Raw genomic sequence first — 13,684 nt, 5'->3', positions numbered from 1 at the left:
GTATTCAAAATAAAATCAAAATATTTCGGGTAACCGATTTTTACATTAGATCAAAATAACAAAATGAATAAATTAACATTACCAATTGCCATCATTGCACTTATTACATCAGTAGGATCTTTTTTCTTTTTACAACCTTCGACAGAATTAGTGTACGTAGATGTAAATAAACTTTTAGAAGGTTACAATAGAACAGAAATTGTAAAAAAAGCATTCGATAAAAAAGCACAAACTATGAAAGCGAATGTTGATAGTCTTGTTTCAAACTGGCAAACAGAACTCAAAGCGTATGAGAAAGAACGTAGTAGTATGAGTAAGAAAGAACTGGAACTAAAGCAAGAGTTATTGGCAAATAAGCAACAACAAATTAATAATTACCAACAAGCAGTACAAAAACAGTTGGTAGAAGAAGATAAAAAAGTTACACAAACTGTGATCAATGATATCAATGATTTTGTAAAAGAATACGGTAAAAAGAAGGGGTATAGAGTCATTTTTGGAGCAACAGGAAACGGAACCATAATGTATGGAGAAGAATCGGCTGATTTAACAGAAATTGTACTTAAAGAATTAAACGCAGAATTCGAAGGGAATAAATAGCCTTGTATGATAGGAGTATGGGTTTTTGGAGTTAAAAAGACTGATGAAGAACTCCTGATTTTTGACTTATCATAAAAACGAAACCAAATGCTAAAGAATCAATTTAAAACACTAATTGCGAGTGTTCTTCTCTTTGTCTCTTGTTCTCAAAACACCTTTGATTCTCCAGAAGAATTGTTAGGGTATATCAAAGAACCAGAGAATGAATATTGCTATTCAAAAACGGTTAATGGAGTTGTTTTTTCTCTGCTTTATAAACCAACGGATCTATTGGTGAATCAAGAATTATCAGGAGAAGATACATCAGGAATAGTAGACAGCTTACGAGGAAAATATAAAGAGTATGTGTACTTCACTTTATCAATGTCTAAAAACAATCAGGAATTATTGACCAATGTAGCGAGAGATAAACAAAAATTTGGAGCGATGGTAAATCAATTAGCCTTTGGTATGGAGCAGAAAGTACACTTATATACCCCCAAAAAAGATACCATTGCTATGGCAGATTATATCTACCCTAGAATGTATGGAATGAGTGGGAGTACAACAATGTTATTGGTATATCCTAGAGAAGAGAAAGTAACAAAAGAAGAGTTTGTAACATTCACGATAGAGGATTTAGGATTTTATACAGGAGAGGTAAAATTCAAAATTCCAACAAAAATAATTAACAACGAACCAAAATTGAAGTTGTAGTTCAAAGCTTTGGATTAGAAGAAGTTTTTAATATCAAGCTTGATTCACTCAATTTCAAAAGGAATATATAAATCATACGGAGCTTATCAAATCATATTAGAGAATATTTATGAAAATCAAAACCTCTATGAAAATCACTAAAATTAAAACACTATTTCAAGATAGTTTTCTCGTCTCAAGTTCCCAGCCTCCAATTTCGGATGTTGGACTTAGGAGGGCTAAAACCAAATCCTCACATCGGATAATAGCGATATTTTTTACAATCACTTTTTTACAAACGTTGATTCCCTATAATCAATTGTGGGCAAATAATAATGGGCCTAATGCTCCAGAAGCGGCATCATTTGAACCAGTAGATGCAACCGATATGGTAAACTTACTGACTGGGGATTTCTCATATGTATTGCCTTTGCTTAATGTACCCTCACCAGAAGGAGGGTACCCACTGGCATTATCTTATCATGGAGGAGTAGCTCATAATCAAGAAGCTTCTTGGGTGGGATTAGGCTGGAATTTGAATCCTGGCTCAATAAACCGTAATGTCAATGGATATCCTGATGATTGGGGCAAAACTAAGTATGAAGAGTTTTTCTATGATGTTGGTTGGACAGAAAATGAATATAATTTTAGTATTGGAATAGGAGTAAATGGCTTTAATGCTGGTTTAGGTGCTTCTTGGGGATCACATCGTTCAACAGGAGGATTTGTTTCTATTGGTTATGGCGGAGCTAGCTTAAAAGCTGGGAGTGATGGAGCTACATTAGGTGTCGAATATAAAGGGTTTAATGTCAATGTAGGAACTCATGGCGTCGGAATTGGATATGGAGGTAATTTTAAAGGAAGTGAGTTGGGGTATGGAGTAAATCTGAATTATAATTATAGTTCAGGGTTGTCTGGAGGAGTTTCTGTTACTGGAGCAAATGTAAAACAAACAAGAGTAGAAAATAGAATTGTCTCTAGGGTTAAATCTGGTTCAGTTGGAGTTAGTTTTGATTCTAAAGGCGCTTCTTTAGGTGGTGCAATTAATGGTAAAGGAATAGGGGTCTCCACAATGAACTTTGGGACTTCTAGTAATGATCTAAATATAGATGTGAAAGGTTTTCAAACTTCATTTCCTATTTATATGTTTTATATAGGGTTTGGACATAAAAGAATTAGATATTCATTGTATAAGAAAAATGACCTTACAACATCTGGAGCAGTATATCCTTACCATGCAAATAAAACCAAACCATTTTCAAATGGAACAGCAGGGGTTAGTCATTTAATGAAAGAAAATTACTTTATGGATGTCAATGAGTTTCCAGCATTCTCCCATGAGGATATGAGTCTCGATTATCTAATAGAACAAAATTTTAAAATAGATAAAAATAATATATCCCTGCCAGGATATGATAATTATATAGTAACCTCTCAAGGGCTATCTGGAAGTATAAAACCTGCAAGCTATCATGAATTAAATTTGGTCGATAGAGGGAGTTCAGAAATTAATAATGATAATATTTATACGGCGTATATAGCAGATAATTTTGATAGTTATTTAGATAGGGTTGATGATTTAGGAGGAAATACTCATTTTTATTTTGAAAATACATTAAGCTCTTTTCTTAGAGATGATAGGACAGTCATATATAAGAATCTTGTAGGAAATGCAGAAACAAATGCATCAGACTTCTTAATGTTAAGAGGTTTTGAAACTAGGAAATCAAATATTTATAGTGATGGGGTTTTGCCGAATGGAGAGAAATTAAAATATGGAAATAGAAAACGATCTAGTAATTATATAGAAACTTTTACAAATAAGCAAATTAGAGATAATACTAATACAACTGGATTTATTGAAGCAAAAAATATTGATAGGCTACAAGATCTGGATACATTTTTAGACGAAGGAATTGGAGCTTTTAGGATTACCTCATTAGATGGGAAGGTATATCATTATTCTTTACCTGTCTATAATTTTGAATTGTTTTATAAGAACTTTAAAAATCCAACCAATGAAAATCAAAATTTTTTTGAAATAAAAAAAACTAAACCATATGCGACGCATTGGTTGTTAACAGCTGTTACAGGTCCAGATTATATAGATGTCAATGCAAATGGAAAAGTTGATGAAAATGATTATGGGTATTGGGTTGAATTTGATTACGGAAAATGGACAGATGGATATGTTTGGAGAGGGCCTTTTGATGGGTATGAGGAACATCAAAACAAAGAAGATGCTAATGATAAAACCTATTCTTACTATTGGGGAAGAAAACAAATATATTATTTAGATGCTGTTAAAACTAGGACACATACAGCACTTTTTGTCAAAAGTATTAGAAGAGATAATACATCAAAAGAACTAAATATTTATAAAAAAGAATATATAGAAGGTGTTTTTAATGTTAGTGAATATAGTGAAGTGACGCAATCGGGGGAGGATATTTTTAGGAGGCCAATATTAGGAAATCCTGGCGATAGTGTGTATAAGGATGATGGGGCAATACATATACTGCCAGATAGCCCTAATATACCAATTTATCAAGGTAATCTTGAGGTCTATAGAGGGAATAGAACTTCAGCTAAATATTTTGAAGCTCCAAAAAATAAAGTATTAAAACTTGATAAAATAATATTATTAAATAATGATGTAGGAGAAATAAGTAAAAACAGGCGTAATTTAACAAATGAATTAGAGGGGTACTGTAGTATTAATAATGGGTTTACTAATATCCATCGTTGTGACTATAACCCTGTTAAAAAAGAAACTAAATCATGTGAAGGAACTGCAGTTAATTTTTTGACAAACGCTTATTTAGACCCTGTTAAAATTAAAAAGTTTAATGTTCATCAACACCAAAATGTCATAGATGTTAAGGATGTAGAAGGATTGCAACTAGAAGAAAAAGCTAATCAAGTAATTAATTTTAATCATGATTATTCATTAGCAAAAAAATCTCCAAATTCTATAGCCCCTGGTCAAGGGCGATTAACATTAAAGTCGATTAATTTTAATGGTAAAACAGGGAAATCATTAATTCCTCCGTATAGATTTTCATATCACATGCCATCTGTACAGTACAATAAATTAGATCAGGATGATTGGGGGTATCATAAAAACATACCTCAAGCATGGTCTTTAAGTAAAATTATAACTCCAACAGGTGGGGAAATTGAAATAACCCATGAATCAGATTCATATTATTCGGAGGCAGTGTATACTGAGAATAAACTATTTGATAATATAATTGTAAATAAAAATCAGAGTAGTAATGTTGTAGAAATTACATTTCGTGACGTAAACTTTAAGGTGAATGAATATTTTCATTTAAATGCTTATACATACTTGTTTTTTAAAACAAAGATTGGGGATTTGCCATCTACTAGTTATTATCATAGATCAGAGGTTAAAGCAAAAGTTCAAATAACTAATTTAGATGTTCAAAATAAGAAAGTTACTTTTAAGATATTAGAGTACGATAATAAAGGATCATTTGCACCAAATGTAATTAATCATAATATTGTTAATTTAACAAAAGAAAGTAAGTATTGTTTTGATGAACAACCTTTTGCTTCAAGAAATATATGTCTTTCATTTCCATCAATAAAAAGCACTAAAGCTCCTATATTATATTATACAGATACAGATAATAACGGTAAAAAAGGTGGAGGTATTAGGGTGTCAAGTATAGAAGTAAAAGGAAACGGTTCTAATGTGAAAACTGTATATAACTACACTAATTTATCTAATAATAAGATATCTGGAATTACTTCATATGCTCCTTCTAAAGAACAAAAAGGTATCCCTTATGTAAGCGAGATTCCAGCTCCTTTGGTTACTTATGCAAATGTAACAATGGAGAATTATGCAGGTAATAAATTCCTAGGAAGTACAGCTTATGAATTTGATGTGTTAAAGCCTTATCAAAGAGACTTAGAGTATATCTTTAGTATCGGAGATTTTTTTAAGGTTAAAAAACAGCAGAAGGAAACATTCTTTAATCAAACAGTTCAAGCAGAAAAATATACAATATATAATAAGTTAAATAATCTAGGCAGGATTTTGTCAGTTTCATCATATAATGTAAAAGGGCAATTATTGAGTAAAACCGAAAATAATTATAACCAGAATTTAGATGTTGATGGTCAAATAGGTGTATCTCAACAGTCTTATAAGAGCATAAAAAAGGTTCAGAAAAATGATTTGGTGAATTACCTAATTACATCTTCAAGTAAAGTTGATTATCCAAGTATTGTGGAAAGTACAAAAATATCTCAAGGAGGTTTTGTCAATACCACATATTATGATAAACGTGATTTCTTAACAGGTCAAGTAGTCGATACTAGAACAGTTTCTAGCAATGGTACAGAGTATAAAACAAAAATAATTCCAGCATATACTCAGTATGAAAATATGGGGTCAAAAGTAGATAATCCAACTAATAAAAATATGTTGACTCAAACTACAGCAAATTTAACCCAAATAAAAGTTGGAACTATCTGGAAAACCATTGATGCTGGTATTGCTACTTGGAACGATGACTGGAAATATCGTAATTACGATGGCACTACTGAACCTGTTGCTACTGGACCAAATAAGATTTGGCGTAAATATAAAACGTATACTTGGAAAGGGGATATAGATAATGATGGAACCTATGTAGGATATACTGGAGATTTAGATGGATTTATGTGGGGTAGTACACAAACGAATCCTAAATGGATTAATACTTCTACAATAACTATGTATGACCATTATTCTATGCCATTAGAGTCTATAGATATTAATGAGAATAGTGTGTCTACCAAAATGGGAGATAATCAAAGCAAAGTTATTGCCGTAGCCAATTCTAAGTATACAGAAATGTATTATAGCGGTGCAGAATATTTTATCCAAAAGAATGGCAGTACTTATTTTGATGGAGAAGTAAAAACAGAAGGAACTGTAGTTGCTGTTAATGATGCTCATACAGGTAAAAACGTAGTTAGGATAAACGGAGGAACTGCTTTTGATGTAAAATTGCCCCCAAATCCAAACAGAGTTGGTGAAAAATCAAAATTTAAAATCTCAGTATGGGTTCGCAAAGGGCAAGAAAACAATGTCAATATAAAAGTGCAAAACGGAACGAATTTTCCTATAGTGACAGATTTTAATAGTAATGAAAATGTTATTGCAGGAAATTGGGTGTTGTTGAATGGATATATAGACCTTTCTACAAGTGAAACCAAAGTAAGTGTGTCATCAAATGGTACTGGAGAAGCAACAGATCTAGATGATTTTAGACTTCTTCCAGTGTCATCAGATATGACTAGCTATGTTTATAATAACTGGGATGAATTAACCCATAGTATTGGAGCCAATAATTTAGCAACATACTATGAATATGATGATGCAGGTAGATTGATTAAAATTTTTAAAGAAGTAGTTGATGCAACTGGGGTTACAGGAGGAATTAAACTCGTAAAAGAAATTGGGTATACATATAAAAATGATATAAATGATGGTGGGAATCCTGATGTTGGACCGTTTTTTAGCTTTAGTCTAGGAGTTCAAATCACTGGATTGACGGGTAGGATTACGGCAAATACATACAATGGTAGTGGGAGCTTCTCGTATCGATGGGCTGTTGGAAATCCTGGGGAAACTGGACATAGTCATCTTAATTTTGGATCCTGGAATAATGTGGCGAGTATTTATCTGGTAGATGAACTATGTCAAAAAATCCCTTTCATTGCTGAAGTAAGGGATAATATAACAGGAGAGATTGCATCTAAAAAAACATTTTACTTAGGGTATTGTAATTCAGATGGAGGCTCAGGTAATGGAGGAGGTGATGGCAATATAGGTGTTCAGCATTAATCAATTAATTAAAGCTCTTAAATGAATCATACAATGAAAAAAATTATAATTTTTCTTTTTCTGTTAAATAGCAGTTCGCAATTATTGGCTCAAAATGAAGGGGACCCTTTGCATTGTATGCCACAAGATCAGATCTGGGTGGAACGATTTTATGATATAGATGATGATGATGTTGGTGGAGCTCCACTCAACCAATATATTTGTCCAGGAGATCCGTATCCTGGCGTGGCTAATGGAGGTGATTGTAATGATAGAGATCCTAATATAGTAAGCCCAGTAAGATGGTATAAAGATGGGGATAATGATACCTATGGGTCTCGTACAGTTTTTGTCACTGATTGTACCAGACCAACTGGGTATACAAGAGATAATAGAGATTGTGATGATACAGATGCAGCTATTACTATTGAGAGAAGATGGTATAAAGATAGTGACGGAGATGGTAAAGGAGAACGAGGAGAACCGATTATTGATTGTTCAAAACCTGCAGGGAGTTATGTGCTTGATTCGAATGATTGTGATGATACAGATCCAAATAATTGGTTAAATACTACTTGGTATGTTGATAGTGATGAGGATGGCATAGGAGAAGGAGAACCAATAATAAGCTCAGAGTTTTTTTGTATGCCTCCTAATGATGGTAAAAAGTATGCAAAAGAGAATGGAGATAAATGTCCAGGAGTATATGGGTTAGATAATGGATGTCCTGTACCACCACCACCCAATCATACCGTAGAGGAACCAAAAAATACCATTAGAATTACTGGTTATGATGTAACTGGTAAGATTATAGCCGAAAATAAATCTTATTATGATGATTTGGGAAAGCCTGTACAAGTGCAATATAAGGATGTTAAAACTGGAAAAACATGGGCGTCAGAAACATTGTATGACAGTCAAGGTAGACCTGCATTACAAACACTAGAAGCCCCAACAAATGAAGATATTCCGCTAGATTTTTTTTATAGACCAGGTTTTATCAAAAAAAATAATAACACCGTATTCAGTACTACCGATTTTGAAAATGATCCTGAAAACCCTAGTACAGTAGGTACACAACCAAATACCGTTGGTTGGTATTATAGTACTCAGAATACCAGTGAACCCTATCAAGATGTTACAGGAAGACCCTATTCGCGTACTATTTATAGTGAATTAAACCCAGGATCTGTTCTCAAGACTATTGGAGGGAATAAAATTCAAGGGCAATGGAAAAACGGTTATGTCTTTTCCATGCCAGCAGGACAAGAACTATCAAAACCCGATGCCTTTGGTGAGGCAAAATATGATCAGTATAAGGTTATAAAAACCATCAGTCGAGATGTACATGGTGTAGAAAATGTGGTATTTACAGATACAGACGGTAATACCTTGGCGGCAGCACGCAGTGGTAATGCCAGTTCCAGAAAAACAGTAATTACTATAGGTGAACAAGGGTATGTAGACATTCATGTTCCAAAAGGAACTACGGGAGTACAAATGATAAATGTTGCAGGAAGAGCGTATGATATCTATAATCTGATGACAGAGAATAAAGTGAATACTGCTCCAGGAGGACTTTCTAATGGATTTTATAGAATTGCCATAAGAAATCTTAATATCTATAATGTAGCGAGTCCTGTTAAGGTAGAATGTAAAGAGAATTATTATGACTATAGCCTGAACTATTATGATAAATCAGGTAAGTTAATAAAGAGCGAACAACCTCTCGCCGATAGCGCAGGTAACAAGCTAGAAAGTACCTTTGAATATGATGCGCTAGGACAATTAACACAAACGCATAGTCCTGATGAAGGAGATGCCTGGTTTTTGTACCGTAGAGATGGGCAAATTCGTTTTTCGATCAATAGTAAGCAGTGGGAAAACAAAGAATTTTCTTACACCAATTATGATGATAGAGGCAGACCCGTAGAAAGTGGTGTATATAAAGATGCTTCTTTGACTTATCTCAATGTATTTGTGTCCTCTAATATCACAAGCGCTACAGATCCATTTATGGTATCATTAAAAAATGTTGTTGATGATAAAAACCATGAATTACCCTTTGCCAATCGATCAGAGCAACACCTCACTACTTATGATCATAATGATAATATAGGTTTGGCAGTTGCTTTTGGGAGTGATACTAGAAAGAGTAATTATGCACAGCAATCCTTTTCGGCAGGAAATGTAGCCAAAACAAAGACTGCAAACCCAGAAACCACCACAACTTGGTATAGCTATGACATCTATGGTAGGGTGCAATGGATTGTACAGCAGGTTAATGGACTTACAGGAGCAAAGACTATTGATTATGTCTATGACCCTGTAACCAGTCAGGTAAACAAGGTGTACTATCAAAAAGGAGCATCAGACCAGTTTATACATCAGTATATGTATGATCCTGCAAATTATAGTCTTACAAAAGTAGAAACATCTGTAGACGATATCAATTATACAGAAAATGCATTGTATAAATATTATGAAACTGGAGGGTTAAAACGTACTATTATAGCAGAAGGATTACAGGGGGTAGACTATGTCTACAACTTACAAGGAGCTTTAAAAAGTATAAATCACCCTAGTTTGACAGGCACAAATGATCCAGGAGGAGATACAGGTGATCTTTTCGGAATGATAATCGATTATCATGATCATGATTATAATCGCCCGTTGCGCAATATCAAAAGTGCTAATTATGGTATTAATCAATACAACGGAAATATCAAAGGAATCCGTTGGAATTCTGATTACAACCCAGTACAAGGAAAAGAACATACCTACAACTATACATATAACCGTAATAATTGGTTGCAAGGAGCCGAGTATGGTCATTTTACAGGAGACTATACCAGCCTTCCTACCATCTCTGAAGGAGAAGAAGGTACCGCTGCACAGGATCATGTCACTACCACAGATGTCATAAATTCTGGAAGTAAAGAGTACATCGCTAATAAATCAATTACTCTGCAAGCTGGTTTTCATGCCAAAGCACGAAGTAACGTATCTGCAAAAATATCTGGATCTGGAGTTGTACATGATGTAAACGCAGGAACATTGGCTGCTAATGCTAATGACGATTATAAAGTAGACAATATTACCTATGATACCAATGGAAATATCTTGTCATTAAACCGTAATAAACATACAGAAAACGGTGGAGGCAATGCTATGGACAGATTATCATATAAATATGATACGACGAATAACAAACCCAATCAGTTAAAACAAGTGATTGATACTGCAGGAGATGTAGCTGGAGCAGATGATATTGGAACCCAAACAGACCCTGATAATTATGTGTATAATACTATCGGACAGTTGGTAACTAATCGATCCGAGAATATTACGTATCTTTACAATGCCAGTGGTTTGGTGACTGAAGTACAAAAAAGCAATCAGCCATTGGTCAAGTTCTTTTACAATGATAAGGGGCATAGAGTGCGTAAAGAATCCTATAACCCTACTACTAGAGTTTTAACCTATACAGAGCATTATGTACGTGATGCTGCAGGAACAGCAATGGCGATCTATCGTGATGGACAGGTTATAGAAAACACCATTTATGGAGCCAGTAGATTAGGAGTAAGAAAATCAGATGGTACCCACTTGTATCAATTGACAGATCATTTGGGTAATGTACGTGCGGTAGTAGGTAGAAATGCACAAGGACAAGCCATGGCAATGACCAGTGCTACCGATTATTACCCTTTTGGGATGCCAATGCCAGGGAGAAATCAAGTAGGGGATTATAGATATGCTTACCAAGGGCAAGAGAAAGATCCTGAAACTGGAAAAGAAGCGTTTGAATTACGTCTTTGGGATGCGAGAATTGGTAGGTGGCTTACTACTGATCCGTATGGACAACACTCTAGTCCTTATTTAGGGATGGGAAATGACCCTGTAAATAAGTTTGATCCTGACGGAGGGGTTGATAGGTACAAGCTTGGAAAGGATGGAAGTATAACCTATTATGATGATAAAGGAGGGGATTCAGTAGATTATTTATTTACTGAAGGTGATTTGAGTAATGAAATAAGAGTTACTGATACAAGTATACTTCCTCAACTTGAAATGGATAGAAATTGGGATTTAAGTTATAATGGAATACATGAAGGGAATTATGCAATAACAGATAATTTTTCTGAAGCATTTAAGGTTTTTGAATTCGCATCATTAAATACTAATGATGAATGGGTTTTAAGGAAATTTACTAACGGTACTTTTCTTGGAACAAATAATTATTCAGACGCTGCAAGAGGCGATACTCCTAACTTTAGCGATTTAAATTTAGTTTTAGATATTCATTCTCACCCTGGTAATTCACCAAAAGATGGATATGCTTCTGGTTATAGTTTTGAACAAATTAGGAAAAGAGCTAAAAATGGCTATGGGAGTCATAATTTTGGAGATATGGGAAGAGCAGGTAATATCTATAATAAAATGATAAATGCAGGGAAAATTAGTGTTAAAAATAGATATAAAGGAGCTCCAAAGTTTCAGATATATAGGCCTCACTTATCTACCCCTAAATATTTTAGTTATGATGCTTGGCGTAAAAGATTTTAATCTATGAGATTTATTTTTTGTTTATTTAGTTTATTTTTATTTAGTTGTAAATCAGTTAAAAAGGATTTTGAGTTAAAGGTCTATTTAAATGAGAATAAAGATAGACTTACTTCAATTCAATTTAAAACAGATACAAATATTATTATAAATGATTTTGAAGAAAAAAATGGGATAAACTTATGTAGTCGATCAAATTTCAAAGGTGTATTAACTGATGGTCATAGTAGTACAGATGTAACAGTTTTTTTTAGAAAAAATTGCCCGAACAAAACCTATACTGTGTTTCATGATATTGTTACAATTGATTTGAATGATGAAAATATTTTGATTCAAAATACTTATGAAAATTATTTTATTGAAGATAAAGAAATAGTTGTCAAAAAATTGATTTCGATAATTGAAGAAGATAATAAAAAGAAAAATTCTTTTTTGTTAAATTGGACTTCAACTACAAATATTAATAGCTATTATTTTTTATTACAAACTTTAAATGAAGTGTTTAATGAATTAGATGATAGTAAAGGGGATTACATTCCTAATATAATTTTTTCAAGTTCATTTTCGCCTCCTGCCCCCGCTCTCCCCGCTCCCGCTAAGCTGTGCTTAGTGGCGTTCTGAGTAAGTAAGCTATGAAGTATTATAAAGAATCAAACAAAAGCTATGAATATTTCAGATAAATGAGCAGGAATTATAAATTTCAGAATAAGTCTGGTTTGTATTTTGTGAGTTTTACCCCGCTCCCGCTAAGCTGTGCTTAGTAGCGTTCTGAGTAAGCAGGGTATGAGTATTATAAAAAATCAAACAAAAGCTATGAATATTTCAGATAAATGAGCAGGAATTATAAATTTCATAACAAGTCTGGGTTGTATTTTGTAAGTTTTGCTACTGTAAATTGGTTGGATATATTTACTAGGCAACCTTATTTTGATATTTTATCACAAAGTTATAAGCTTATTGTTTTATGCCAAGTCATATTCATTTAATTTTTAGATCGGCAGATGATAATCCAGCAGGGTTATTAAGAGATTTTAAAAGCTATATTTAATGATTTAGGTTTAATAAAGAATTAATCACTCATTGTCTAAAAGCTTTAAAAAAAACTGAAATAGCTTTTAATGGCTTTAAAATAAATATGCTTGATCACTAAAAATATGTGTGTTAGCAATACAAAACCTAAAAATATTAGTATATTAAACTATCTTTGTTATGAATATAAAAATAAATATTATGGATTTACAGGGAGAAATTAAATGGATAGAAACCGCATTGAGAGAATCAAAAGACCCAACTTTTGTAGAAGCGGTAAAGAAGATGATCCAATCCATGCGAAAAGTGAAAGAATCTTTGTCTTCTGAACAATTACGTGAAGATGCATTAATGGCGGAAGCAGAAGAGGATATAAAGGAAGGAAGAGTTTATAGTATTGAAGAAGCACATAAAATAGTAGATAGTTGGGATTTGTAGTAAAACCAGTCAGTTGGACAACACGAGGCTTAAAAGACCTTAAAAAAGTATCAAAGTTCAACTCAAAAACCAAAGGCAGAGAAAAAGCCATTGAAATCGCACACAATATTATTGATGCACCAAAAATTTTAGAAAACCCAAAATATGATTTTCAGAATATAGGTACTGTTGATGAAACATTTAACCATCTCAAATGGGAATATCGAAAGATATTTTGTGAAGGATGTAAAATTACCTATCGGGAAGGTAAAACTAAAATTTACATCACCCGTGTTTTTGACCAAAGTCAGCATCCAAGAAAAAACAAGTAATACAATCCCCCGCTCCCGCTAAGCTATGCTTAGTGGCGTTCTGAGTAAGTAAGCTATGAAGTATTATAAAGAATCAAACAAAAGCTATGAATATTTCAGATAAATGAGTAGAAATTATAAGTTTCATAACAAGTCTGGGTTGTATTTTGTAAGTTTTGCTACTGTAAATTGGTTGGATATATTTACTAGGCAACCTTATTTTGATATTTTATCACAAAGT

Annotated in this window: 7 protein-coding genes and 1 pseudogene; all 8 read left to right on the top strand. The window is 33.2% G+C overall.

Features of this window, described 5'->3' with window-relative positions; translation table 11 throughout:
• Window positions 1-63 precede the first annotated feature (63 nt).
• The 8 genes and pseudogenes from DG508_RS09165 (at window position 64) to DG508_RS09130 (ending at window position 13,464) form a co-directional block, all read left to right on the top strand.
• Complete coding sequence (locus tag DG508_RS09165) at window positions 64-600, top strand: OmpH/Skp family outer membrane protein (protein WP_108867858.1); 537 nt, start codon at window positions 64-66, stop codon at window positions 598-600.
• Between the two features lie 87 nt (window positions 601-687).
• Complete coding sequence (locus DG508_RS09160; RefSeq protein ID WP_234418205.1) at window positions 688-1,296, top strand: hypothetical protein; 609 nt, start codon at window positions 688-690, stop codon at window positions 1,294-1,296.
• Window positions 1,297-1,423: 127 nt separating this feature from the next.
• Entirely contained in the window at window positions 1,424-7,141 is a 5,718-nt protein-coding gene (locus tag DG508_RS09155) for a hypothetical protein (RefSeq protein ID WP_159090779.1), read from the top strand.
• A gap of 33 nt (window positions 7,142-7,174) precedes the next feature.
• Window positions 7,175-11,689, top strand: coding sequence for an RHS repeat-associated core domain-containing protein (locus tag DG508_RS09150; protein ID WP_159090778.1), 4,515 nt, complete (start codon window positions 7,175-7,177; stop codon window positions 11,687-11,689).
• Between the two features lie 3 nt (window positions 11,690-11,692).
• Complete coding sequence (locus tag DG508_RS09145; RefSeq protein WP_108867855.1) at window positions 11,693-12,307, top strand: hypothetical protein; 615 nt, start codon at window positions 11,693-11,695, stop codon at window positions 12,305-12,307.
• A 209-nt stretch (window positions 12,308-12,516) separates the two neighbouring features.
• Window positions 12,517-12,728, top strand: a pseudogene (locus DG508_RS21310) (transposase); the annotation flags it as partial.
• A gap of 188 nt (window positions 12,729-12,916) precedes the next feature.
• Window positions 12,917-13,153, top strand: a complete 237-nt coding sequence (locus DG508_RS09135; RefSeq protein ID WP_108867854.1) for a hypothetical protein — start codon at window positions 12,917-12,919, stop codon at window positions 13,151-13,153.
• Window positions 13,141-13,464: a type II toxin-antitoxin system RelE/ParE family toxin gene (locus DG508_RS09130; RefSeq protein ID WP_108867853.1), complete on the top strand. Its 324-nt coding sequence runs from the start codon at window positions 13,141-13,143 to the stop codon at window positions 13,462-13,464. Before DG508_RS09135 ends, DG508_RS09130 begins: the two co-directional genes overlap by 13 nt.
• Window positions 13,465-13,684 lie beyond the last annotated feature (220 nt).

Origin of the sequence: Aquimarina aquimarini, assembly GCF_900299535.1 — a bacterium.
Classification (GTDB): domain Bacteria; phylum Bacteroidota; class Bacteroidia; order Flavobacteriales; family Flavobacteriaceae; genus Aquimarina; species Aquimarina aquimarini.
Note: the sequence above shows the minus strand (reverse complement) of the source record. Positions and strands in the feature narration are given on the sequence as shown.

What these genes read in the sequence shown, in the direction of transcription:
- DG508_RS09165 (WP_108867858.1), top strand. Translation starts at nt 64, where the DNA reads ATGAATAAATTAACATTACCAATTGCCATCATTGCACTTATTACATCA.
- DG508_RS09160 (WP_234418205.1), top strand. Translation starts at nt 688, where the DNA reads ATGCTAAAGAATCAATTTAAAACACTAATTGCGAGTGTTCTTCTCTTT.
- DG508_RS09155 (WP_159090779.1), top strand. Translation starts at nt 1,424, where the DNA reads ATGAAAATCACTAAAATTAAAACACTATTTCAAGATAGTTTTCTCGTC.
- DG508_RS09150 (WP_159090778.1), top strand. Translation starts at nt 7,175, where the DNA reads ATGAAAAAAATTATAATTTTTCTTTTTCTGTTAAATAGCAGTTCGCAA.
- DG508_RS09145 (WP_108867855.1), top strand. Translation starts at nt 11,693, where the DNA reads ATGAGATTTATTTTTTGTTTATTTAGTTTATTTTTATTTAGTTGTAAA.
- DG508_RS09135 (WP_108867854.1), top strand. Translation starts at nt 12,917, where the DNA reads ATGGATTTACAGGGAGAAATTAAATGGATAGAAACCGCATTGAGAGAA.